Source organism: Lysobacter panacisoli (genome assembly GCF_009765165.1).
Taxonomy (GTDB): domain Bacteria; phylum Pseudomonadota; class Gammaproteobacteria; order Xanthomonadales; family Xanthomonadaceae; genus Lysobacter_J; species Lysobacter_J panacisoli.
Window position 1 is genome coordinate 2,688,104 of record NZ_VLNU01000001.1, and the last position, 23,925, is coordinate 2,712,028.

15 protein-coding genes and 1 tRNA gene are annotated in these 23,925 nt (G+C 67.5%); 8 read left to right on the plus strand and 8 right to left on the minus strand.

From position 1 onward, the window contains the following. Positions 1 to 17 precede the first annotated feature (17 nt). Complete coding sequence (locus tag FOF45_RS12530) at positions 18 to 2,366, minus strand: penicillin acylase family protein (protein ID WP_158985365.1); 2,349 nt, start codon at positions 2,364 to 2,366, stop codon at positions 18 to 20. 341 nt (positions 2,367 to 2,707) lie between these two features. On the opposite strand from FOF45_RS12530, the gene asnB reads away from it, so the two are divergent. Together asnB and bfr are read left to right on the plus strand one after the other, a co-directional pair. Beyond that, positions 2,708 to 4,399, plus strand: coding sequence for an asparagine synthase B (gene asnB / locus FOF45_RS12535; protein WP_158985367.1), 1,692 nt, complete (start codon positions 2,708 to 2,710; stop codon positions 4,397 to 4,399). Positions 4,400 to 4,510: 111 nt separating this feature from the next. Beyond that, positions 4,511 to 4,996, plus strand: a complete 486-nt coding sequence (gene bfr / locus FOF45_RS12540) for a bacterioferritin (RefSeq protein WP_158985369.1) — start codon at positions 4,511 to 4,513, stop codon at positions 4,994 to 4,996. Between the two features lie 33 nt (positions 4,997 to 5,029). Here the strand turns inward: bfr and FOF45_RS12545 are convergent, their stop codons facing one another. From FOF45_RS12545 to rnk, 3 genes are all read right to left on the minus strand, one after another. Next, positions 5,030 to 5,689, minus strand: a complete 660-nt coding sequence (locus FOF45_RS12545; RefSeq protein WP_158985371.1) for a thiopurine S-methyltransferase — start codon at positions 5,687 to 5,689, stop codon at positions 5,030 to 5,032. A 4-nt stretch (positions 5,690 to 5,693) separates the two neighbouring features. Further along, positions 5,694 to 7,937, minus strand: coding sequence for a DNA topoisomerase IV subunit A (gene parC, locus FOF45_RS12550; protein ID WP_158985373.1), 2,244 nt, complete (start codon positions 7,935 to 7,937; stop codon positions 5,694 to 5,696). A gap of 108 nt (positions 7,938 to 8,045) precedes the next feature. After that, complete coding sequence (gene rnk / locus FOF45_RS12555) at positions 8,046 to 8,462, minus strand: nucleoside diphosphate kinase regulator (RefSeq protein ID WP_158985375.1); 417 nt, start codon at positions 8,460 to 8,462, stop codon at positions 8,046 to 8,048. 263 nt (positions 8,463 to 8,725) lie between these two features. On the opposite strand from rnk, the gene FOF45_RS12560 reads away from it, so the two are divergent. Further along, positions 8,726 to 8,810 (plus strand) — tRNA-Leu (locus FOF45_RS12560). A gap of 105 nt (positions 8,811 to 8,915) precedes the next feature. Here the strand turns inward: FOF45_RS12560 and pgaD are convergent. Genes pgaD through pgaA form a run of 4 tightly spaced genes read right to left on the minus strand, consistent with a single transcriptional unit; the run spans position 8,916 to position 14,386 of the window. Continuing rightward, positions 8,916 to 9,380 carry a poly-beta-1,6-N-acetyl-D-glucosamine biosynthesis protein PgaD gene (gene pgaD, locus FOF45_RS12565; RefSeq protein WP_158985378.1) on the minus strand — a complete coding sequence of 155 codons (465 nt, stop codon included), beginning with the start codon at positions 9,378 to 9,380 and terminating at the stop codon, positions 8,916 to 8,918. A 2-nt stretch (positions 9,381 to 9,382) separates the two neighbouring features. Then, positions 9,383 to 10,633 carry a poly-beta-1,6-N-acetyl-D-glucosamine synthase gene (pgaC, locus tag FOF45_RS12570; protein ID WP_158985380.1) on the minus strand — a complete coding sequence of 417 codons (1,251 nt, stop codon included), beginning with the start codon at positions 10,631 to 10,633 and terminating at the stop codon, positions 9,383 to 9,385. Beyond that, entirely contained in the window at positions 10,630 to 12,363 is a 1,734-nt protein-coding gene (gene pgaB / locus FOF45_RS12575; protein ID WP_158985382.1) for a poly-beta-1,6-N-acetyl-D-glucosamine N-deacetylase PgaB, read from the minus strand. Before pgaB ends, pgaC begins: the two co-directional genes overlap by 4 nt. 4 nt (positions 12,364 to 12,367) lie before the next feature. Continuing rightward, positions 12,368 to 14,386 (minus strand): poly-beta-1,6 N-acetyl-D-glucosamine export porin PgaA, encoded by a 2,019-nt coding sequence (gene pgaA, locus FOF45_RS12580; RefSeq protein ID WP_158985384.1) that lies wholly within the window; start codon positions 14,384 to 14,386, stop codon positions 12,368 to 12,370. Positions 14,387 to 14,646: 260 nt separating this feature from the next. Between pgaA and FOF45_RS12585 the strand changes: the two genes are divergently transcribed. From FOF45_RS12585 to rlmB, 5 genes are all read left to right on the plus strand, one after another. Beyond that, a complete protein-coding gene (locus FOF45_RS12585) occupies positions 14,647 to 17,394 on the plus strand; it encodes an aminotransferase class I/II-fold pyridoxal phosphate-dependent enzyme (protein WP_158985386.1) in 2,748 nt (915 codons plus the stop codon). A 24-nt stretch (positions 17,395 to 17,418) separates the two neighbouring features. Further along, positions 17,419 to 19,119, plus strand: coding sequence for an aspartate:alanine exchanger family transporter (locus FOF45_RS12590; protein WP_158985388.1), 1,701 nt, complete (start codon positions 17,419 to 17,421; stop codon positions 19,117 to 19,119). Positions 19,120 to 19,134: 15 nt separating this feature from the next. Further along, positions 19,135 to 20,523 carry an OprD family outer membrane porin gene (locus FOF45_RS12595; protein WP_158985390.1) on the plus strand — a complete coding sequence of 463 codons (1,389 nt, stop codon included), beginning with the start codon at positions 19,135 to 19,137 and terminating at the stop codon, positions 20,521 to 20,523. Between the two features lie 84 nt (positions 20,524 to 20,607). Beyond that, complete coding sequence (gene rnr, locus FOF45_RS12600; RefSeq protein ID WP_158985392.1) at positions 20,608 to 23,037, plus strand: ribonuclease R; 2,430 nt, start codon at positions 20,608 to 20,610, stop codon at positions 23,035 to 23,037. A 42-nt stretch (positions 23,038 to 23,079) separates the two neighbouring features. Next, positions 23,080 to 23,832 carry a 23S rRNA (guanosine(2251)-2'-O)-methyltransferase RlmB gene (gene rlmB, locus FOF45_RS12605; RefSeq protein ID WP_158985394.1) on the plus strand — a complete coding sequence of 251 codons (753 nt, stop codon included), beginning with the start codon at positions 23,080 to 23,082 and terminating at the stop codon, positions 23,830 to 23,832. Positions 23,833 to 23,925 lie beyond the last annotated feature (93 nt).

A 23,925-nucleotide genomic window follows, 5' to 3' on the forward strand; every position in this document is an offset into this window, starting at 1 on the left:
CCTCCGGCCTTGATGCGTCAACCGCCAGAGGGCGTGAGCGTCAGCGTGTGCTGTGCGGCGCCGGGCAGGAACGGGGTCGCGCGTCCGTGCACCCAGTCGTCGTGGCCCGCGCCCCAGAACGGCGACAACGGATGGCTGCTCTGGCCGCCGGGCATGTGGATGATGCCGTCGGCTTCGTGGCCCGGCGAGACGACCATGCGCTCGGACGCGCCGAAATCCGGTCCCTGCACGCGCGGCATGCCGCTGTCGCCCGGCAGTTCGTCGGCCGGCATGCACAGCGCGGGCTTGATGAAGCCCGGCAACGCGCGCGACAGCGGATGGCAGATCTTCGCGGTGTTGCGTTCGCCCCAGGTGCGTTCGCCGATCGGGCCCTGCGCCTTCAGCTCATCGCGCACTTCGCGCGCGGCGTCCTCGAACAGCGCTTCCCATGACGCGAACCGGCGCGGCAGCAGATGCGCGGGGCGCTGCGTCACCAGCGGCCATGCCACGCCTTCGAAGTGCTGCAGCGTCGGCATGTCGAAACGTTCGCCCAGCGCCGCGTGCGCGGGTGCGGTGAGTCCGTCCATCAGGCGATCGTGCACGGCCAGTCGCCACGCGCGCGCGATGCGATAGCTCACCGAATCGGTACTGGCACGGTCCTGCCACGTCGCGGCGGCGCTGGCGAGTTCGTGCAGCGCAGGCGAGGTCGCCGCGGCGTCGCGTTCGCGCAGCAGCTGCCACCAGCGCTGCAGGAACAGCGCACGGTCGTCGAGCTGGATCGCGAGCAGGTCGCGTTCGGTGAACGTCTGCTTCGCGAACAGGTCGTCGCGGATCTGCCTCGCGCGTGCGCCGTTCGCATAGCCGCCGTCGCCGACGCGTGCGAGCAGACCGTCGTCGACCACGCGCGTGTTCGCGGTCCAAACGCGCTGCACGCTGCCGATCGGCAATGCGACGCCGGAGGCGGTGGTGAACGGCCACGGCGCGCAACTGCCGGCCTCGGCGACGGTGGTCGCGGCGCAACCCGGCGCGCGCAATGGCACCGGACCGAGCAGGCGCCACGTGATGCGACCACGGCTGTCGCCGATGGCGAGGTTCTGGCCCGGAATCGCGGTGTGGTCTGCCGTCGCCAGCGCGTCGTCGAGCGACTGTGCATGCAGGAAATCGGCCAGGCCGAGGTTCATCGAACCGGGCAGGTGCGCGATCCAGCGCAGGGCGAGCCCACTGCCGTCGTCCTCGTGGTGCACGATCGGGCCCCACGCGGTTTCCTCGACCGGGAACTCGACATCGTCCTGCCCGGCAACGCGGATGCGTTCCAGCGTGCGCGTGGTGCCCTCACACGGTTGCTTCGCACACGCAGCGACGCGCTGCCAGTCGAGCCAGTCGCCATAACTGTTGGTGAAGCCCCACGCGACGTGACCGTTGCTGCCGACCACCAGCGCCGGCAGGCCGGGCAGGGTGAAGCCGTTGGCATCGACACGGCCGCCCGGCGCGCGCGGATCCGCATAGCGCAGCCGCGCGCGGAACCAGATGTTCGGTGCACGCAGGCCCAGGTGCATGTCGTCGGCGACGATGGCGCGGCCGTCGCGGGTGAGTTCGCCAGACACGGCGAAGTTGTTGCTGCCGACGTCGGACGGTTCCGGCATCTGCGCAGGCTTGTCGTCCTTCTGCATCGGCAACGTGCGCAGGTCGAGCGTCGCGGCGTCCGGCAGTGTGGCATCGCCACGCGCGCGACCGGCGATCGGCGCGTCCCAGCTGGTGCCGTCGTGCGTGAGCAGCGCGTACAGCGACGGCGGCAGGTGCGGACGGATCCGCCACATCGCCAGCTCGCGCTTGTTCTGCGCGTCCTGCAGGTCGAAGTACATCGCGTAACCGGTGAGCGCCGAATCGGCCAGCGTCCACGGTTCGGGTTGCGTGCGCAGCAGCAGGTACGGCCACGGTCGCACCTTGAGCGAAGCGAGCCCGGCGTTGACGCCGTCGACGTAGTCCTGCGCCATCGGTCGCTTGTCGCCGAGGATCGTCTCCATGTTGCCGGTGACGCGTGCGCGCATGCGATGCACGCGGTGTTCCTTGTCCAGGCCGATCGCGGCCGGGCCGAACAGCGCGGACAGCTCACCGGCCGCCGTGCGGCGCAGCAGGTCCATTTCGAAATAGCGTTCCTGCGCGTGCACGTAGCCGAGTGCACGCATGGCATCGGATTCGTTGGCGGCGGATACGGTCACCACACCCAGCGAGTCGCGCTCGATCGACACCGGCGCCGACAGGCCGGGCAGGGCGAGGTCGCCCTCCAGCGGCGGCAGGCTCCCGCGCATCAGCCACCACGCGGCCAGCGCCAATACCAGCACCAGCAGCACCAGCGCGATCAGCACGCGCCTGATCCATTTCGTCATGTCCCGTCCCGTGTTCGTTCCCCTGCGCCGAGCTTAGCCGATGGGCGGGGCGCGTCGGCGGCGATGCCCCCTTGCATCCGCGCCCGACCTCGCGCAGGATCGGGCCATGACCTGCGTCCCGACCACCGCCCGCTTCGCCGCCGCCACCCGCGGCTGCCCGCGCGTGGCCGCCCCGGTCGCGACCGCCAATAACAACAACCGCAATAACGCCAGCCACCCGCGGGCCGGCGATTAGCGCGTTGTAGAAACCGCTAGATCGCTCACGAAGCCCGCGCCGAGAAGCGCGGGCTTCGTCGTTTCCGGACCTCAAAAAACCATCGACCACCCAGGAGTCCTCGACCATGTGTTCCATCCTCGGCATCTTCGGACTGCAACCCGGCGACGACGTCCACGCCCTGCGACGTCGCGCGCTGGAACTCTCGCAACGCCAGCGCCATCGCGGTCCCGACTGGAGCGGCGTGCACCTGGACGAAGGCGCGATCCTCGTCCATGAGCGCCTCGCCATCGTCGACCCGGCCGGCGGTTCGCAGCCGCTGCGCTCGGCGGACGGCCAACTGGTGCTCGCGGTCAACGGTGAGATCTACAACCACCGCGAACTCAAGGAGCATCTCGCCGAGCCGTACGCGTTCCAGACCGGCTCGGACTGCGAGGTCATCAACGCGCTGTATCGCCAGCAGCCCGACATCGGCGCGTGGCTCAACGCGCTCAACGGCATCTTCGCGTTTGCGCTGTGGGACCGTGAGCGCGGACGCTACGTGATCGCGCGCGATCCGATCGGCGTGTGCCCGCTGTACTGGGGCCACGATCGCGACGGCCGCCTGTGCGTCGCGTCGGAGATGAAAGCCCTGGTCGACATCTGCGCGGACGTGGCGCAGTTCCCGCCCGGTCACTACTACGACAGCGAGTCCGGCGAACTGACGCGTTACTACGTGAAGGCGTGGCGCGACTACGCCGTGACGAAGGACGTGGACGTCGGCCTGCAGGAACTGCGCGAAGCCTTCGAGCGTGCCGTGCACCGGCAGATGATGACCGACGTGCCGTACGGCGTGCTGCTCTCCGGCGGACTGGATTCGTCGCTCGTCGCCGCGGTCGCCGCGCGCTACGCGCGCAAGCGCATCGAGGACGACGACACCACCGAAGCCTGGTGGCCGCGCCTGCATTCCTTCGCGATAGGACTGGACGGTTCACCCGACCTGGCCGCGGCGGAAATCGCGGCGAAGGCGCTGGGCACCGTGCACCACGGCTTCACGTACACCTTCGAGGAAGGACTCGACGCGCTGCCGGAAGTGATCCGCCACATCGAGACGTACGACGTCACCACGATCCGTGCATCCACGCCGATGTTCCTGCTGGCGCGGCGCATCAAGGCGATGGGCGTGAAGATGGTGCTGTCGGGCGAAGGGTCCGACGAGGTGTTCGGCGGTTACCTGTACTTCCACAAGGCGCCCAATGCCGTGGAGTTCCATGAAGAAACCGTGCGCAAGCTCGATGCGCTGTACAACTACGATTGCCTGCGCGCCAACAAGTCGATGATGGCCTGGGGCGTGGAGCCGCGCGTGCCCTTCCTGGACGTGGAATTCCTCGACGTCGCCATGCGCATGGACGCGAAGCACAAGATGGCCGGCACCGGCGCGGACGGGAAGCGGCGCATCGAGAAGGCGATCCTGCGCGAGGCATTCGAAGGCTACCTGCCGGATTCGATCCTGTGGCGTCAGAAGGAACAGTTCAGCGATGGCGTCGGTTACGGCTGGATCGACGGACTGAAGGCGCATGCGCAGGTCGAAGTCAGCGATCGCGTGTTCGCCGCCGCGGCCAGCCGTTTTCCGGTCAACCCGCCGCAGACCAAGGAGGCCTACCTGTACCGGCACATCTTCGAGCAGTTCTTCCCCAGTTCGGCCGCGGCGGAAACCGTGCCAGGAGGCAAGTCGATCGCCTGTTCCTCGCCGGCCGCGATCGCGTGGGACGCGGCGTTCGCGAGCATGGCCGATCCGTCGGGACGCGCGGTCGCGGGGGTGCACCAGTCGGCGTTGTGAAGCCGGCGTCACGATCCGCGCGGATGCGATTGATTCCGATTGAAACATCGCCCGCGCGGATCGGGCACGCTATGCGCCTCACGGCACGTGTGTTTCCACGAGGACTCCCCCATGAAAGGCCATCCCGAGGTCGTCGACTATCTCAAGCAGCTGCTGCGCGGCGAGCTGGCCGCGCGCGACCAGTACTTCATCCATTCCCGCCGTTACGAGGACATGGGGCTGCTGTCGCTGTACGAGCGGATCGACCATGAAATGCAGGAGGAGACCGAGCACGCCGATGCGCTGCTGCGCCGCATCCTCTTCCTCGAAGGCGATCCGGACATGGTGCCCGATGCCTTCGTGGCCGGCCGCACCGTCGAAGAGATGCTGCAGCGCGACCTGGAAGTCGAGTACCACGTGCGCGCCGCGCTCGCCAAGGGCGTCGCGCTGTGCGAGCAGCACGGCGATTTCGTCAGTCGCGAGATCCTGCGCGTCCAGTTGCAGGACACCGAGGAAGACCATGCGCACTGGCTGGAACAGCAGCTCGGGCTGATCCGTCGCCTCGGCATCGAGAACTACCTGACCGCACGCCTGGCGCAGAAGAAGTCGGAAGAGTGACGGCGCGGGCGGATGCGTTCCGCCCGGCTTCGTTCAATCCCTGCGCTGCAGACGGTAGACCACGGTGTCGAGCGCGGTCACGCCTTCCTCGGCGAACTTCGGTTGCTGTTCGAGGATGGCGCGGCGTTCCAGCGTGGTGACGTTCCAGTCGCGCGCGTAGAGCGAACGCACTTCGTCCTCGATCACGCTGAAGGGCGGGCCGTCCTTCTCATGCTGCGGATACTCCAGCGTGATCAGCAACCCGCAACAGCCGGACGGCAGGCGTGCATGGAGCTCGTGCACGTAACGCTCGCGCAGCGCGGGCGGCAGCGCGATCAGTGCCGCGCGATCGAACACTGCGCTGCAATCGGCCAGCGCCGCCGCGTCCAGGGCGAACGCATCGCCGCACACGAGTTCGACGTTGCCGGCCTCGTAATGCGTTCCGTAGCGCGATTCGCGCACGGCGGGCGTGAGGCCGTGTTCTTCGAAGAACGCCTCCACGGCGATCCTCGACAGCTCCACGCCCAGCACGCGATAACCCTGCGACGCGAACCACGCCATGTCGCGGGTCTTCCCCGCGAGCGGCACGAACACGCGCGCGCCCGTCGGTACCTGCAGCGACGACCAATGCTTGAGCATCAGCGGCGTCGGCTGGTCCTGGTGGAAACCGATCTGGTTGTCCTGCCAGCGCTGGTGCCAGAAGTCCGGCTGCATCGGCTTACTCGACCGCCAGGCCTTCGACCTTTTGCCAACCTCGCGGCAGCAGCCCGCCGCGCGTCGCGCGGGCGCCGAGGTACTCGTCCAGGTCCTTGAACGACAGCGACATCGTGCGCGCGCCGGACTTCACCACCAGCGTGCCGCCGGGCGCGACGACCGCGACCGCGACCACGCGCTCGGTGCCGAGCTTCGCCTTCGGGATGTCGATGAGCTTGTTGCCCTTGCCCTTGTCGAGTTCCGGCAGTTCGCCGACCGGGAACGCGAGCAGATGGCCGACGTTGGTCACCACCGCGATGCGATCCTGGCCGACGTCGCCCACCGGCGCCGGCTGCACGACCTTCGCGCCCGGCGTCAGCGACAGCATCGCCTTGCCGGCCTTGTTGCGGCCGGTGAGGTTCTCGAAGCGGGTGACGAAGCCATAGCCGTGGCTGGACGCGAGCACGAAGCGCGTGTCGTTGTCGCCGCTGGCCAGCGCCTGGAACGACGCGCCCGGCGCCGGCGAGAAGCGGCCGGTCAGCGGTTCGCCGTTGCCGCGCGCCGACGGCAGCGAGTGCACCACGGTCGAATAAGCGCGGCCGGTCGAATCGAGGAACGCGACCTGCTGCGTGCTGCGGCTCTTCGTCGCGGCGAGCAGCTCATCGCCTTCGCGGTAGCTCAACGAGGCGGCGTCGATGTCGTGACCCTTGGCCGCGCGCACCCAGCCCTTCTCGCTGATCACCACCGTCATCGGTTCGCTCGCGACCAGTTCGGTTTCGGACAGCGCCTGCGCCGCGCCGCGCGAGACCAGCGGCGAACGGCGCGCGTCGCCGAACTTCTTGGCGTCGGCGATCAGCTCGTCCTTGACCAGCTTCTTCAGCTTGGCCTTGCTGTCGAGCGTGGCGACGATGCGCTCGCGTTCGGCGAGCAGTTCGTCCTGCTCGCCGCGGATCTTCATTTCTTCCAGACGCGCGAGCTGGCGCAGGCGCGTCTCGAGGATGTAGTCGGTCTGGTCCTCGGTGAGCTTGAAGCGCTTCATCAGCACCGGTGCGGGTTCGTCCTCGGTGCGGATGATGCGGATCACTTCATCCAGGTTGAGGAATGCGACTAGCAGACCTTCCAACAGGTGCAGGCGGCGCTCGACCTTTTCCAGGCGATGCCGCAGGCGGCGCGTCACCGTTTCGGAGCGGAACGCCAGCCACTCGCTGAGCAGCGTCTTGAGACCCTTCACCTGCGGACGACCGTCCGCGCCGATCACGTTGAAGTTGACGCGGAAACTCTTCTCCATGTCGGTCGTGGCGAAGAGGTGGCCCATCAGCTGTTCGGCATCGACGCGGTTGCTGCGCGGCACCAGCACGATGCGCGTGGGATTGGCGTGGTCGGACTCGTCGCGGATGTCCTCCAGCCACGGCAGCTTCTTCGCGCGCATCTGCGTGGCGATCTGTTCGATCACCTTGCCCGGCGAGGTCTGGTAGGGAAGGGCGGTGATGACGAGGTTGCTGCCGTCCTTCTCGTAGACCGCGCGGGCGCGCACGCTGCCCAGGCCGGTCTCGTACATCTGCAGGAGGTCGGCCGCAGGCGTGATGATCTCCGCCGACGTCGGATAGTCCGGGCCGCGCACGTGTTCGCACAGGTCGCGCGTGGTCGCATCCGGATCGTCGAGCAGGCGCACGCAGGCGCTGACGACTTCGTTGAGGTTGTGCGGCGGCACGTCGGTCGCCATGCCCACCGCGATGCCGGTCGTGCCATTGAGCAGCAGGTGGGGCAGGCGCGCCGGCATCCAGCTCGGTTCGTCCAGCGTGCCGTCGAAGTTGGGAGTCCAGTCGACCGTGCCCTGGCCGAGTTCGCCCAGCAGCACTTCCGCGATCGGCGTCAGCTTGGCCTCGGTGTAGCGCATCGCCGCGAACGACTTGGGATCGTCGGTGGAGCCGAAGTTGCCCTGGCCCTCGATCAGCGGATACCGGTACGAGAACGGCTGGGCCATCAGCACCATCGCCTCGTAGCAGGCGCTGTCGCCATGCGGGTGGTACTTGCCGATGACGTCGCCGACGGTGCGCGCGGACTTCTTCGGCTTGGAGGCGGCATTGAGCCCCAGCTCGCTCATCGCATAGATGATGCGGCGCTGCACCGGCTTGAGCCCGTCGCCGAGGAACGGCAGGGCGCGGTCGAGCACGACGTACATCGAGTAGTCGAGGTACGCGCGCTCGGCGTATTCGCGCAGCGGGATCTGTTCGAAGCCGTGGAAGGCCGGACGTACGGTGTCGTTCATGGAGCGTGGAGGGCCTGCGAAAGTCGTGTGTCGATTCTGGGTGAATCGATTCTCAGCGGCTGATTCTAGCGGCGGCGCTGGCGCAGGAGCCGTGCATGCCGCACGGACTCAGCGGTGCAGTTCGCCGGCGGCCTCGGGCTGGTAGCGGACCGACAGCACGCGCAGGCGGATGACGCGCCCACCCGGACCCGGCCACTCGATGCTCGCGCCCACGCGCAGGCCCAGCAGCGCGCTGCCGACCGGGGCGAAGATCGACACCTTGTCGTGGCTGCCGTCGGCATCGCGCGGGAAGACCAGGGTGATCTCGTGCTCCTCGCCGCTGGTTTCGTCGAGGAAGCGCGCGGTCGAATTCATGGTGATCACGTCGGGCGGCATCTGCGCCGGCTCGACGATTTCCGCGCGCTCCAACTCGGCCTCCAGCGCGGAGGTGTCGATGCCCTGCGCGATGGGCTGTTCGAGCAGCGATTCGATGCGCTCCACGTCAAGGCGCGAGAGCAGAAGGGGCGGGGTGGTCGGAACGGACATACCTGTCTCCAAAGCAGTGCGGGCGACGCACCCGGGTGCGTCGCCCGCAGATCAGTGTTGTCCAACGAACATAGCCCCGAACGCCGGACGCATCAACCCGGACGCCTGCGACAATGAGACAGGACCGGGGCTTGCGTTTCATCGGCGGTCAGGGTGGGCGTGCCGCGTCGGGCCGGATGAAAATTTTCTGTCACGGGGCGTTGACAACGCGTCCCTCGCACCGCAACATACGCGGCCTCGCACGGCGCAAACCGGACGAGAATGCCCAGGTGGCGGAATTGGTAGACGCACTAGTTTCAGGTACTAGCGGGTAAAACCGTGGAGGTTCGAGTCCTCTCCTGGGCACCAACACAAAGTTTCCGGAAATCGCACGACGACCGGAAAATCCAGAAGCCCCGCACTGCGGGGTTTTTTGTTGCCTGCGCTCCGGGAGATCCCGGTCGAGGCCGCTGTTCAGCCGGCCGGGCGATCCGGGCCGCGGGGCTCCACGCCCGATACCGTGCCATCCTCGCGCAGGTGCACGACCATCACCCGGGAATCCTGCAGCGCGCTGCCGTCGGTCCGGGAAAGGCCGAGAGCGTCCGCCTGGACCGCGGGCTCCAGCGGGTCCGGCTGCGACAGGGCCTCCCTCGTGTCGATCAGGCGCCGCCAGCGCACCAGCGCAAATGCCGCAAGCCATCCGACCAGCAGCAGCACCACTCCCATGAACGGAGCCAGGTCGCGCAGGATCTTGCCGGCCGGCCACGGTGGGACGGGGTGTTCGATGCCGAACCGGTCGAGCACCCAGTAGCCCCCCGCGGTCATCATGTCGCGCAACAGGTACAGCAGTACCAGCCATGCCAGCAGAGTGAGCACGAAGTCGCGCAACCGCATCCACATCGGCAGGCGCGCGTTCTCGATGATGGGCGGCCATTTCATCATCAGCGGAAGCCCCGGTCCGGACTGGTCCAGCGCCCTTTATCCCCGCGCATCAATGCCAGCGGCAAGCCGACCACCGCTGTCGCCGCCTGCAGGGTCCAGAACACGAGTGGGTACCACACCACCCAGAACAGCGCGCGCATCATGCCGTACTCGTAACGACGGTCGAGTGCGACGGCAACCAGCGCCTGCAGAAGGTAGTAGAACGCCAGCACCATCCCGAACTGGCCCGGCAGGAAGCCGATGCCGCGCAGTCCCATGAACCGGCCCACGTTCCACGTATCGACCAGGCCGAGCGCGATCACCAGCAGCATTGCGTAGGCCCACATCACCGACACCAGCCAGTTGAGCCACAGCGGCCACATGCGCGCGCCGTGCCCGCGCAACAGTTGCGGCGTGGCACGCAGCGCGACGCCGGCACCGCCTTCGGCCCAGCGCAGGCGCTGTCGCCACAGGCCACGGACGGTTTCCGGCGTCAGGATCCATGCCAGCGCCTTCGGCTCGAACGCCATCTGCCAGCCCGTCATCTGCAGGCGCCAGCTGATGTCGACATCCTCGGTAACGGTGTGGGGCGACCACCAGCCGGCATCGTGCAGGGCGCGCTTGCGATACGCACTGATTGCGCCCGATGCGGTGAACAGCGAGCCGTAAATCCTCTGCGCACGTTTGATCAGGCCGACGATCGCGGAGAACTCACCGACCTGCAGCCGGCCGACCAGCGTGCTCCGGTTGCGAATGCGCGGATTTCCGGTCACGCCACCGATGCGCGGATCGTTCTGGAAACGCCGCACGACCCAGGTGATGGCATGCGGATCGAGGAGGGTGTCGCCGTCGATGCAGAGCAGCAATTCGCTCCGGGCGGTCGTAGCGCCGAAGTTCAGCGCCGCGCCCTTGCCGCGGTTGCGATCCAGGTGCACCACGCGCAGGCGGGGGTAGCGCGTGGCAAGCTCATCCAAAAGAGCACTGCTGCCGTCCGTGGAGCCATCGTCGATCGCGATGATCTCGAAATCCGGATACGTCGATGCATCCAGTGCGGCCAGGGTTTCCGCGATCTGCTGCGCTTCATTGTGGCAGGGCACCAGGACCGAGACCGGCGGATGCTGCGCCAGAGGCGGCGGCATGTCGAAGCGCGGTTCCTTGCGCTCGCGCAGCAGGTGGAAGAGAACGCCGCCAATCATCCAGTACCACGCCATCGCGTACGGATAGCCGAAGCAGAGCAATTCGAGCCATACGCGGAGTGAACTCCAGTTCATGGCCCTTGCCTCCGCAGGGGAGCATCGCGCGACGAGAACGCGGGCGCGACGATCGCGGCCTTCGGAGTATCGGACAGCGGATCGTCCGGTCGCCAGCCGAACACGGTGCCGCCATCGACCTGGAACGCGCGCATGGCGCGCACCAGTGCGGCGGGATCGACGCGCGAATCCGTCGTCCACCACAGCCCTGTGCGTCGGGACAGCGGTACGTCGAGTCGCGGCGTCGCGGGCAACATCGCCGCATCGAAACCGCGCGGTACCAGCGTCAGTTCGGCCAAGCCCGACGGACGGTCCAGCGGATGCGTCGATGGCGCGAGCCAGAACAGTTCCAGACCGGATCGCGTCCGTTCGGCGATGCGGAACGCCTGCAGTGCGAATGCGTCCTCGCGACGCCACCCCGCGCTGTCACTCGCCTGGCGCCGGGCCCTCACATCCGCGGGATCGTCCTGCGCGCTCGCGGTGCTTTCGCCCAGCGCATCAACGTCTTCCAGCAGCATCGCTTCGAACGGCACGTGTCGCGCGAGGTCCGCGTACAGCGCCAATGCGCGCTGTTCATCGCCCAATGTCCTGAGCACCGCGATATGCGGAAGACGGACCGCCACGCTGACGCCGGCACGCGCGCGCATCTGCGCGGCCAGTCGCGGCAGTACATCGTTGCGCACCGGCAGCAAGGAGGTCGGGAACCACGTGCCGTCGATGCGGCCATCGGCCGACAGCGTGGCCGCGTCGATCGCGACATGGGTCGCGCCGATCGCGACGAGTCGTTCGATCACCCGCCCGAGACGCGCGTTGCTGGCCTCGGCATCGCCATCGAACACGCGCGCCGGATCGACTTCGACGACGCGGCGCGCAGCGGGCCACGGATCCTCGAAGCGCAGGTTGGCGACGGTGATGCCGAGAAGCGGATCGCCGGTCGGCAGGAAGCGTCCGATATCGAGCGGGTGCGCGGCATCGGCGGGAGCGGGCGAGAGCGTCAGGGCGAAGCGGAATCCACGGCTGGTCGCGACGTCGAGCGCATCCTGGTTGTAGCGGCCATAGGGCCACGCGATCGCACGCGGCGCGCGACCGAGTTCCTCGCGCATGCGTTCGCGCGATCGCACAAGGTCAGTGTCGATACGCGTGCGGAAGGCGGCGGGGCTTTCGTATCGGCCGTTCGCGAAGGCGAGATTCTGCGCGGCTGGCAGCACGTTCCCCTGGGGGTTGGCGATCACGACGTCATGCAGCGCATGGCTGTGCGAGGCGAACTCGACCAACCCCGATGCCTGCATCTCGCGCGCCTGCGCCCAGCTGATGAAGCCCGTGCGCGGCAGGTTGCGTTCGCCGTAGCGCACCGACGCATTGGCCGGCGTGTCCATCCACGAACCGACGATCGCCGCCACGATCGGCGTGCGATACGCCAGCGCCAGCGGATACACCCGCGCGTACAGGCTCTGCCGGCCATCGTCGACGGTGATGAGGATCGCGCGCGGTGGCAGCGGCTTCGCACCGGTGCGTGCGCGTTCGATGTCGTCCAGCGAGATCGCGGTCCAGCCGTTTCCCGCCAGCCATTCGAAGAGAGCGACGAGGCGGTCGCTGGTGATCGCGTCCTCGTCCAGTTCCGCCCGTGTGTCGACCACGTCGTGCAGCGCGATGGATACGAAGGGTTGCGATGGCTCCTGCGCCGTCGTGCGAACCGGTAGCGCGAGCAGAGTGAGGATCGACAGCGCGGCGAGGGTGGTGCGAACGTTCACGGCCTCAGAACCTCTGGTCCAGGCGTACGAAGGCAACCAGCGACCGCTCGGAATCTCCATCGTAGGTGGCGCGCGTCCATGCGACGCCGTAGTTCCACTCGCTACGGGGATCGTGGCTGTACGTCTGCGAATACTCCACGCCGCCGATGACGTCGCTGTCGAAACCCGATTGCCAGTACCCGCCGAGGGTGGCGAGCAGCCGCTGGCGCAGGCTGCGCTGGTAGCGTCGCCAGATGAGATGACGAACGTCGACGCCGAGGCTGATCGAGGCGTCGCGCTCCGGGTTGAAGTAGGGCGCGTCGCGCAGCGAGTTGCGCGAGGCATAGAGCGCGGGACGAAGCAGGACATCGAGCGTGGGGCGGTCGACGATCGTGCCGGTGTAATCCGCGCTCAGCTGCCAGCGACGATTGCCATCGGTGAAATCGAGCGTGGTCAGCGACGCCGATGCCACGCGCTTTTCGTTCCAGGCATGGACGACGCCGAGACTCGCCGCGTCGGCGCGTACGCCGGCTTCGATCGCGCGCAGTGGCGTGTTTGCGGAAAACGCCTGCAACTCGCCGATCAACGTCCAGTGGTCGTCCGGCTGCCATTGCACGCTGGCATCGGCACCGCCGTGATCGAGCAGGCCACGGTTCGCCCAGCCCACCAGTTCGAAGGTCACGTCGGGCCAGCGTCCTTCGATGCCCGCGCCGTAACGATTGCGGCTGAGGTGTTCGCCTTCAGGCTCGTCGAGTTCCCGTTCGGCCGCGGCGAGCAGGCGCCAGCGCTCCGCAAGCGGCGGCGTGTACACGCGCGCCGACGCGGAGATGCCATCGCCGGGCGCATTGCGACCGCCGCCGTCGGCGCGCCTTGGCGCGATGGCCAACAGCAGCTGTGCATCGCGATGCGCCTCGATGTCCGCGAGCAGGCGATGAACCTGCGGATTGTCCGGCCGCAGCGCGGCGGCCTCGCGCGCGTGCCGTTCGGCGGCGTTCCACTGACGACGACGCATTTCGGCGTCGGCCAGCACCTGCCGCGCGCCGGGCGCGTCCGGCGCGAGACTGTGCGCGATCCGGGCTTCCTCATGCGCAAGGCGCGGCCACCCGCGCGCACCGGCGAGTTCGCTTCGTTCCATGCGCAGGTACGGCGCGGCCGGCGCCGACGCAACCAGCGGATCGAGCAGTTGCCACGCATCGGCGAGCATGTCGGCGTATCGCCGTGCCTGCGCGCGCAACAGCTGCGCGTCGAGCCAGTCCGGATCGGACGACTCGCCTCGCGATACGCCGACGCGGCGCATCGGCGCACCTTCCGCGGCGAGCGCATCGACGGTCGCGAACGCTGCGTCGAAATCCTCACTCTCGACCTGCGCATAGAACAGCCCGGCGCGTGCGTCGCGATTGCGTGGATCCGCTGCGAGCACGTCGCCATAGGCAGCGAGCGCGCGCTCGGGCTGCTCGGTGGCGAGCAACGCATCGGCCTGCGCCTGGCGCACGTAGGACGGTAAAGGTCCGGCCTGTTCGAGTTCGTCGGCGAGCGAGAGCGCTTCGGCCCAGCGTTCGCGGTTGCGCAGCGCGACGACTCGATCGCACTGCAGACGACGCAGCGCGCCCGCATCCGGCGTCGGCATCGAGCTCACATCCGCGATCAATTCGTCCAGCTTCGCGATCGCCGCATCGGTGCCGGCGAAAGGGTATGCGGGATCGGGACCATCGACCTGCTCGCCCCAGCGCACGGCCTCGGTGGCCTGGCCGATGCGGATGCCCAGGTCGTCCTGCGTACCGAGCGCGCGCGCGGCGCCCTGCGGCGCACCGAGTTGCATCAGGACGTCCGCGAGGGCACGGCGGATGTCCGGATTCGCCGGTTCCAGTTCGCGAGCGAGGGCGACCTTGCGCAACGCGAGGTAGGGATCGCCTGCCTGCAACGCGGTTCGGCCTTCCTGCATGAGCTGGCGCGGCGATGCCCGTTCCGCCGCGACCGCGGGCCCCGCGGCCGCAGCCACGGCCACCGTCAGGCAACACGCGGCGATGTGAAGGGCGCCTTGCATGACCTTCCGGCGGGGGCGGTCGCCATAGAAGGAGGTCCACAACGTTATGCATGCGTGAACCTCGCGCCGCCAAGTCCCATGCCAAGGGAGTGCCCGCAGGTGCCATGCACGACGAATGGCCGGCGCGCACCGGCCGTGATACCGGTCGACATAGGGCCAAGGGCCAATTTCGAACTCCCCGGCGCCGTCCTAGCCTTGCCGGCGCAGGGGTGCAGAGCCGCCGGCGCATCGTGCGTCCGCGGAAAGGTCTGGAGCGCGCCATGAACAAGGATTCCCAGCCCAGGTTGTCGCATGTCGTGGTCGCCGCTTCGCTGCGCGCCGATCAATGGAGGCAACTCAACGCGACCGCGCGCGCATGGGCGTCCGCGAGCAGCGACGCCGCCGCAGGATTGCGCGACCGCTGCCAGGAAGCCTTCGATGACGTGCTGCGCCTGGAGCACTGTTGGGCGTATCCGGGCGAACGCCTGCTCATCGCGTTGCGCGAGGCGTTCGATCGCGGCGATGCAGCGCTGTTCTCGCGACTGGCGCGCAAGATCTCTGCGGCGATCCTCTCCGGCGACTATCGGCGCGACGAGCATGTCTGGGATACCGATGAGGAAATCGACCGCAGCGTGCTGGATGCGCTGCCGCCGGACATTGCGGGAACGCAGGACAAGCCGTACTTCGAAGTCCTCGTCGTCACGCCCAGCGATCCGGCGCAGTGGGCGCGTTCGAAAGAGGAAATGCGCCGCATGCGGCGCCCGGAAGATCCCTTCCACTACGCAGCCGTGCATGCCGGCAGTTTCGAGGACGCCGCGCTGACGGTCATGGTCAACCCCGACGTGCAGGCGGTGGTGCTCGTCGACGGCTTCGGCTATGCCTCGCGCCACGACATTCCCGACCTGAAAGAGTTCCTGTCGCGCTACATCCATACGCGCAAGGACGAAGTCGCACCGGGTGCCCTGTCGCTGACGCTGGCGCGGACGATCCGCGGCTACCGTCCCGAACTCGACCTGTACCTCCTGTCCGACCGCTCGCCCGAGGCGCTGGCAGGAAGCGAGGAAGCGGCATCGCTTCGACGGATCTTCCACCACGTCGAGGAACCGATGGAGATCCACCTGTCGATCCTCGACGGGATCAAGGATCGCTACGAGACGCCGTATTTCGACAACCTGAAGAAGTACGCGATGCGTCCCATCGGTACCTTCCATGCGTTGCCGATCGCGCGCGGCAAGTCGATCTTCGGATCCAACTGGATCCGCGACATGGGCCACTTCTATGGCACCAACATCCTGTTCGCCGAATCCTCCGCGACCACCGGCGGCCTCGACAGCCTGCTGGAGCCCACCGGCAACATCAAGCGCGCACAGGAAGCGGTTGCGCGCGCGTTCGGCGCCAAACGCGCGTACCTGGGCACCAACGGCACGTCGACGTCGAACAAGATCGTCGTGCAGGCGGTATGCAAGCCGGGCGACATCGTCATCGTCGACCGCAACTGCCACAAGTCGCATCACTACGGCTTCGTGCTCAGCGGTGCGCAGCCGTACTACGTCGAGGCGTTCCCACTGACGCAGTACTCGATGTACGGCGCGGTCCCGCTTCGCACCATCAAGCAGGCACTGATCGACTGCGCCGCGGGCGGCAAGCTCGACCGGGTCAAGGTCATCGACATGACCAACTGCACCTTCGACGGCCACATGTACAACCCGCGCCGGGTGATGGAGGAATGCCTGGCGATCAAGCCCGACCTGATCTTCCTGTGGGACGAGGCGTGGTTCGGCTTCGCGCGCTTCAATCCCCTGCATCGCCGCCGCAGCGCGATGGGCGCGGCCGCGGCGCTGACGGCGCGTTACCGCAGCAAGGCCTATCGCGAGGAGTACGAGGCGTGGAAGGCGAAGCGCGGCGAACTGGATCCCACCGATGCCGCGCTGCTCGACGAGCACCCGCTCCCCGATCCGGACAAGGTGCGCATCCGCGTCTACCAGACCAACTCCACGCACAAGTCGATGTCGGCGTTCCGGCAGGGTTCGATGATGCTGGTGTGGGACGACGACTTCCACCACGTCGAGGGGCCGTTCGAGGAGGCGTTCTTCGCGCATACCTCGACATCGCCGAACCTGCAGCTGATCGCGTCGCTCGACCTCGCGCGCCGGCAGATGGAGCTGGAAGGCTACGCGCTGACGATGCGCATGACCGACCTTGCGCTAAAGATCCGCGCCGCGGTGAACAACCATCCGCTGATCTCGAAGTACTTCCGCGTGGCGACGCCGGAGGACATGGTGCCGGCGGAGTTCCGCGAGTCCGGAATCAAGGACTATGGCCCGCCGCATTCGACCTGGGCGCAGGCGGTGGAAGCATGGGATCGAGATGAGTTCGCGCTGGATCCGACGCGCCTGACCCTGATCTGCGGCGCGGCCGGCTTCGACGGCACCCAGTTCAAGGGGATGCTCGCGGAACGTTTCGACATCCAGATCAACAAGACCTCGCGCAACAGCGTGCTGGTGCAGACCAACATCAACAACACGCACAGCGATGCAGCCCTGCTGATCAAGGCGCTGGCGGACCTGTCGCGCGAGATCGAGTCGCGCCTGTCGCAGGAAGGCTCGATCGGGCAGAGGGTGTTCGACGACCGGGTCAAGTCGCTGATGACGGATGTCCCGGACCTGCCGAACTTCAGCCGTTTCCACGATGCGTTCCGCGACGATCCCGCCGGGGCGAGCAACGAGGGCCACATGCGGCCCGCGTTCTTCATGGCCTACGAGGAGGACAACTGCGAGTTCGTGAAGCTGGGCAGCGAAGAGGTCGACAAGCGCCTGCGTGAAGGCCCGGAGATGGTCTCGGCCAACTTCGTGATCCCGTATCCGCCGGGCTTCCCGATCATGGTGCCGGGGCAGGTGATCACCGCCGACACCATCGCCTTCATGCGCAAGCTCGACGTGAAGGAAATCCACGGCTACCACGCCGCGCAGGGCATCAAGCTGATCAAGCCGTCGTCGCTCGCCGGCCGTCGCGCCGGTTCGACGCATTAATCGCCACGTTCGGAGGCAGCCGCCATGCAAGGATTCTTCCAGTTCCTCGCCGACAACCCCTACATCCTGCTGTTCTTCACGGTGGGCATGGCGGTGCTGGTCGGCAAGTTCTCGGTGAAGGGCTACGGGCTGGGCATGGTCGCCGCCGCCGTGGTCGTGGGTGCGGCGCTGGCGACGTGGGCTTCGACCTACGGCGTCAAGCTGCAGCTCGACAACTTCGCCAAGTCGCTCTTCTATTACCTCTTCATGTACGGCGTCGGACTGCGCGTGGGCCCGGCGTTCTTCAACAGCCTGAAGAAGGACGGCATCACCTTCACCATCCTCGCCGTGATCTGCTCGTTCCTCGGTCTGGGGCTGGTGGTGTTCATGTCGAAGATATTCGATCTTCCCGCCGGCGCCGCCGGTGGCGTGCTGGCCGGTTCGCAGACGATGTCCGCCGCGATCGGCACCGCCGAGATGGCCGTGGAGCAGGGCGCGTACAAGTTGCCCGCGGGCACGACGGCCGAACAGGTGTCGGGCATGATCGCGCTCGGTTACGGCGTGACCTACATCTGGGGCACGGTCGGCATCATCCTGATCTGCAAGTACCTGCCGCGCTGGTGGGGCGTGGACGCGGCCAAGGCCGCGCGCGAGTACGAGCAGGAACACGGCGTGCGCAACGTCGACGATGCCGCGCTCACCGGTTATCGCGGCGGTGGCCTGCGTGCGTACCGGCTCGACAATGCCCAGACCGCGGGGCAGAGCATCGCGCAGTTCCGCAAGACCTATCCGCAGTACCGCATCGCCAACGTGCGGCGCGGCGATGAGTCGCTCGGCGCGTCGCCCGATGTCGTCCTGCAGCGTGGCGACGTGATCGCACTCGGTGGACGGCTCGAAGACCTGACCGCCAACCTGGGACTGATCGGTTCCGAGATCGACGATCCCAAGGCGCTGAACGTGCCGCTGGACCAGGCCGAGATCCTGGTGACCGACAAGGCCTTCGAAGGCAAGCCACTGAAGACGCTGGCGACGGAAGACTTCGCCGGCCAGTTGCAGGTGACGCGGCTGGAGCGTTCGGGCGAGCCGATCCCGGTCGGCGCGGATACCGAGCTCAAGCGCCTCGACGTCGTCTTCGTGACTGGCCTGAAGAGCGCGGTGGACAAGGCGGCGGGACTGCTCGGCAAGGTCGCGCGTCCGAGTACTTCCACCGACCTGCTCACGCTGTCGGCGGGCATGGTGCTGGGCCTGCTGATCGGCAAGATCAACGTGCCGGTCGGCGATTTCTCGGTGGGCCTTGGCAATGCCGGCGGCCTGCTGCTGTCGGGCATCTTCGTTTCGTCGATCGTGTCGCGCCTGCGCTACTTCGGCAGCACGCCGAACGCGGCGCGCAACATCCTCGAAGACCTGGGTCTGGTGACCTTCATCGCCATCGTCGGCATCAACGCCGGCGCGACGCTGCTCGAGCAGCTGACCGGTTCGATCGCGCTGAAGATCTTCCTCGCCGGCTTCGTCGCCAGCACGATCCCACCGTTCATCACCTGGGCGATCGGCTACCACTTCTTCAAGATCAACCCGGCGGTGTTGATGGGCGGCGTCGCGGGCTCGCGCTCGCATTCCGGTCCGGCACGCGAAGCGGCCAAGGAAATCAACAGCACCGTGCCGTGGGTGGGCTTCCCGGTCGGCTATGCGATTTCGGGCGTGCTGTACACGGTGTTCGGCTACTTCGCGATGGTGCTTTCGCAGTAAACCGCAGGAGGCGACATGAACGCGTATCGCAACCCATCGCGCACGCCGTTGTTCGTGGCCTGCGTACTGGCATCCGCGCTGCTCGCGCCGTCGCAGGCCGGCGCGCAGACGACGACCTCGCCGCCACCGGCGGCGACGGTCGAGGATGACGAGTACGTCGAGCAGGCGCCGACGTCCACCGAGCAGGGCCAGACGCCCATCGACGAGGCATTCGCTCCGCGCGATCGCGCGGAGTGGGTGCGCGAGACGCGGCGCAAGGCGTTCCAGGACACCAAGTGGGACCTGCAGATCCGTTCGTTCTACCTGGATCGCTACAAGTACGACGACACCCAGAGCGAAGCGTGGGCACTGGGCGGCTCGCTCGGTTTCAAGACCGGCTATTTCCGCGATCGTTTCGCCTTCGGCGCGACCGGGTATACCTCGCAGAAGCTGTACGGCCCGGAGGACAAGGACGGCACGCTGCTGCTCAAGTCGGGGCAGGAGGGTTACACGGTACTCGGCGAAGTCTACGGCGAGTTCCTGATCAACGACGACACGCGGCTGACTGTCGGCCGTCGCGGCATCGACACGCCGTATCTCAATCGCAATGACGCGCGCATGACGCCGAACACGTTCGAACTCATCACCGTGCAAGGCCTTTACGGCGGCGATGAGGGACGGCCTGAATGGCGCGTGGGCGGCGGCTACGTCGACGAGATCAAGGAGCGCAACTCGGACAAGTTCGTCTCGATGGCCACCGATGCCGGCGCGCCTGCCGGTACCGAGCGCGGCGTGTACGCGCTCGGCGGCAACTTCAAGATGGGCGACCTCTCCATCGGTGCGATCGATTACTACAGCGACGACATCATCAACATCTTCTACACCGAGGCGAAGTACGCGATCCCGCTGGGCGAGAAGCTGAAACTCGCGCTCGCCGCGCAGTATTCCGACCAGGCCAGCACCGGCGACGATCTGCTGCGTGGCACCAACTTCTCCTCCGACCAGTGGGGCGCGAAGGCGGAGCTCGCCTGGGGCGGCGCGCTGTTCACCGCGGCCTACACCAGTGCGGGCGGCGACACCAACATGCAGAACCCGTGGAGCGGCTATCCCGGTTACACCAGCGTGCAGGTCGAGGATTTCAACCGCGACGGCGAGGACGCATGGATGCTGCGCGCCGGCTACACCTTCCCGTGGATCAAGGGCGCCAGCGTCTACGCGCTGTACGTCGATGGCAGCGATCCGCAATCGCCCACCGAGTACGCCAAGGACGAGTACGACTTCAACTTCCAGTGGGCGATACCGGACGGCTTCCTGCAGGGGCTGCTGTTCCGCATCCGCTACGCGCACGTGTCGCAGAAGGATCCGGCAGAATCGGATCTGGACGACGTTCGCGTGATGATCTACTACGACCCGCCGAAGCTTTGAACCCGCCATGCGGGGCCGGTGTCGGGAGGCGGCCCGTGCGCCTCCGCGACACCGTGTTCATGCCGATGTGCGACCATTCGCGCGATGACCAAGAAAACACCGAGCCGGGGGAAGTCCGGCGGCCCGAAGTCCGCGTCGCCCAAGGCGCCATCCCGCAAGTCCGACGCCTCCCGTCCCGCGAAGCCGGGCAAGGGAGCGCCGAAATCCAAGCGACCCGGCTGGATGCCCGACCTCCCGCCGCCACCGCCGCGCGGCCGCGGTGCACCCTCCCGGGGCGGCGCCTACCACGATCCCCACGCTGCGCGTGAAGCCGCCCGCTACGAGCAGCCCATCGCCAGCCGCGAGGTGATCCTGCAGATCCTGATGCAGGCCGACGGTCCGATGCCGGCCGAAGAGCTCGCGCAGCGCCTGGGCCTGTCCGAGCCCGACCGTTTCGACGCGCTCGGCAAGCGCCTGGGCGCGATGGTTCGCGACGGCCAGCTGCTGCGCAATCGTGTCGGCGAATTCCTGCCGGCCCGGCAGCTCGACCTCGTGCCGGGCGTGGTGATCGCCAATCCGGACGGTTTCGGCTTCCTGCGCCTGGAGTCCGGTGGCGACGACCTGTTCCTGCCGCCGCTGGAAATGCGCAAGGCCATGCATGGCGACCGCGTACTGGCCTCCGTGACCGGCGTGGATCGACGCGGCCGTCGCGAAGGCGCGATCCTGCGCGTGCTCGAGCGCCGCCTCAACCGCCTGATCGGCCGCTTCGTGTTGGAGGCCGGCATCAGCTACGTCGTGCCCGACGACCGTCGCATCCAGCGCAACGTGCAGATACCGCCGGACGAACGCCTGGGTGCGCAGAACGGACAGCTCGTGGTGTGCGAACTGTTGCAGGCACCGGATCCGCAGCGCCCGCCGATCGGTCGCGTGCTGGCGGTGCTCGGCGATCGCCTGACCGCGTCGCTGGCCGTGCAGGCCGCGATTCACGGGCATGAGATCCCGCACGAATTCCCGCAGCCGGTGCTCGACGAAGCCGCTGCGGTGCCGCTCACCGTCGACGCCGCGACCGCGGCGCAGCGCGTGGACCTTCGCGAACTGCCGCTGGTCACCATCGACGGCGAGGACGCCAAGGACTTCGACGACGCGGTCTACTGCGAATCCAACCGCAACGGCTTCCGCCTTGTCGTGGCGATCGCCGACGTCTCGCACTACGTGCGTCCCGGCACGCCACTGGACGACGAAGCGCAGAAGCGCGCGACGTCCGTGTACTTCCCCGGCTTCGTCGTGCCGATGCTGCCGGAGACGCTGTCCAACGGCATCTGCTCGCTCAACCCTAAGGTCGACCGGCTGTGCTTCGTCTGCGACATGCAGATCGACCGCGATGGACAGGTCACGAAGTCGAAGTTCTACGAAGCAGTGATGAACTCGCACGCGCGCCTGACCTACACGCAGGTCTGGAACGCGGTGGGCGACACCGTGCTCGACGAGGAAAAGGCCGAGGCGCGTGCGCAGATCGGCTCGCTGATGCCCAGCGTCGAGCGCCTGCACCAGCTCTACCACGTGTTGTCGAAGGCGCGCGAGCAGCGCGGTGCGATCGAGTTCGAATCCAGCGAGGTGCGCTTCGTGCTGGGCGCGAAGGGCGAAGTCGTGCAGGCCGGCATGCTCCAGCGCAACGACGCGCACAAGCTGATCGAGGAATGCATGATCGCGGCGAACGTGGAGGCGGCGAAGTACCTGATCGCGCACCGCGTGCCCGCGCCGTACCGCATCCACGACAAGCCGCCGGAACAGAAGTACTCGGACCTGCAGGAGTTCCTGCGCGAGTTCCGCCTGCGCATGCCGCCGTGGGGCAAGCTGGAACCGCGCGACTTCACCTCGCTGCTGAAGAAGATCCGCGAGCGTCCCGATGCGGCGCTGATCGAATCGGTGCTGCTGCGCAGCCAGTCGCTGGCGGTGTATTCGCCAGACAACGTCGGCCACTTCGGCCTGGCGCTGGAAGCCTACGCGCACTTCACCTCGCCGATCCGCCGTTACCCCGACCTGCTCGTGCACCGCGCGATCAAGCACGCGCTGGCCAGCGGCAAGCCGGAGAAGTACCGGTATTCGCCCAGCGACATGGCCGCGCTGGCCCTGCAGTGTTCCGAGCGCGAGCGCCGCGCCGACGAGGCCGAGCGCGAGGTCGACGAGCGCTACCGTGCCGCGTGGATGGAACAGCACGTGGGCGGCGAGTTCGAGGGCGTCATCAGCGGCGTGACCAGCTTCGGCCTGTTCGTCGAACTGGACGGGTCGAAGGTGAACGGCCTGGTCCACGTGACCCAGCTGCCCCACGACTATTATCATTTCGATCCTATCCGCAAGACGCTGTCCGGCGAGCGCAGCGGCCGCGAGTTCCGCCTCGGCGACCGCGTCCGCATCGTGGTGATGAAGGCCAGCGTCGAGGAACGCAAGATCGATTTCCGCCTGGCGCAGGAACGCGACGCCAAAGCGCTCCCGCCACGGGGGCAGCCGGCGAAGCGGAAGAAGATTCCCTACTGACCATCGCCGCGCGCCGGGCGCGCGCGGGAACGAGAGAGAACCATGAGCCAGAAGCAATGGATCGCCGGCATCAACGCCGTGTCGGCGGCCCTGGAGCACGATGCCTCGCACGTGCGTGAAGTGTTGATCGAAGCCGGGGCGAAGAACCCGCGCCTGACCGAGATCGAGAGCAATGCGCGGCGGCTGGACATCGACGTGCGCCGCGTCGCCACGCAGGCGCTCGACGGCGTGGTCGGCAACCTGCGCCACCAGGGCGTGGTCGCGCGCTACGCCGCAGCCAAGACCTGGAACGAGAACGAGCTGGAAGCCCTGATCGAGGGTGCACAGGGCCGTGCGCTGGTGCTGGTCCTCGACGGCGTGCAGGATCCGCACAACCTCGGCGCATGCCTGCGCAGCGCCGCTGCCGCAGGCGTGACCGCGGTGATCATCCCCAAGGACAAGTCGGTGCAGGTCAACGCGACCGTGCGCAAGACCTCCGCCGGTGCGGCCGACAGCGTCGCGGTGATCCCGGTGACCAACCTCGCGCGCACCATGCGCGACCTGCAGAAGCTCGGCGTGTGGTTGTACGGACTGGCCGGCGAGGCGACGGATTCGCTGTATTCGCTGGACCTCACCGGCAACGTCGGCCTCGTGCTCGGTGGCGAAGCCGACGGCCTGCGCCGGCTGACCCGCGAGAACTGCGACAGCCTGGTGAAGATCCCGATGCCCGGCGCGGACGGACTCGGCGTGGAAAGCCTGAACGTCTCCGTGGCCGCCGGCGTGACCCTGTTCGAGGCCGTGCGCCAGCGCGGTTAATGTTCGCGGTCGCGGCGCCGTTAACGCCTGCGGCAGTTGAGGGGATCGGGGACTGATGCGGGTTGGGGGGATCGACAAGCGACGCCGCGTGCG

What these genes read in the sequence shown, in the direction of transcription:
- FOF45_RS12530 (WP_158985365.1), bottom strand. Translation starts at nt 2,366, where the DNA reads ATGACGAAATGGATCAGGCGCGTGCTGATCGCGCTGGTGCTGCTGGTG.
- asnB (WP_158985367.1), top strand. Translation starts at nt 2,708, where the DNA reads ATGTGTTCCATCCTCGGCATCTTCGGACTGCAACCCGGCGACGACGTC.
- bfr (WP_158985369.1), top strand. Translation starts at nt 4,511, where the DNA reads ATGAAAGGCCATCCCGAGGTCGTCGACTATCTCAAGCAGCTGCTGCGC.
- FOF45_RS12545 (WP_158985371.1), bottom strand. Translation starts at nt 5,689, where the DNA reads ATGCAGCCGGACTTCTGGCACCAGCGCTGGCAGGACAACCAGATCGGT.
- parC (WP_158985373.1), bottom strand. Translation starts at nt 7,937, where the DNA reads ATGAACGACACCGTACGTCCGGCCTTCCACGGCTTCGAACAGATCCCG.
- rnk (WP_158985375.1), bottom strand. Translation starts at nt 8,462, where the DNA reads ATGTCCGTTCCGACCACCCCGCCCCTTCTGCTCTCGCGCCTTGACGTG.
- pgaD (WP_158985378.1), bottom strand. Translation starts at nt 9,380, where the DNA reads ATGAAATGGCCGCCCATCATCGAGAACGCGCGCCTGCCGATGTGGATG.
- pgaC (WP_158985380.1), bottom strand. Translation starts at nt 10,633, where the DNA reads ATGAACTGGAGTTCACTCCGCGTATGGCTCGAATTGCTCTGCTTCGGC.
- pgaA (WP_158985384.1), bottom strand. Translation starts at nt 14,386, where the DNA reads ATGCAAGGCGCCCTTCACATCGCCGCGTGTTGCCTGACGGTGGCCGTG.
- FOF45_RS12585 (WP_158985386.1), top strand. Translation starts at nt 14,647, where the DNA reads ATGAACAAGGATTCCCAGCCCAGGTTGTCGCATGTCGTGGTCGCCGCT.
- FOF45_RS12590 (WP_158985388.1), top strand. Translation starts at nt 17,419, where the DNA reads ATGCAAGGATTCTTCCAGTTCCTCGCCGACAACCCCTACATCCTGCTG.
- FOF45_RS12595 (WP_158985390.1), top strand. Translation starts at nt 19,135, where the DNA reads ATGAACGCGTATCGCAACCCATCGCGCACGCCGTTGTTCGTGGCCTGC.
- rnr (WP_158985392.1), top strand. Translation starts at nt 20,608, where the DNA reads ATGACCAAGAAAACACCGAGCCGGGGGAAGTCCGGCGGCCCGAAGTCC.
- rlmB (WP_158985394.1), top strand. Translation starts at nt 23,080, where the DNA reads ATGAGCCAGAAGCAATGGATCGCCGGCATCAACGCCGTGTCGGCGGCC.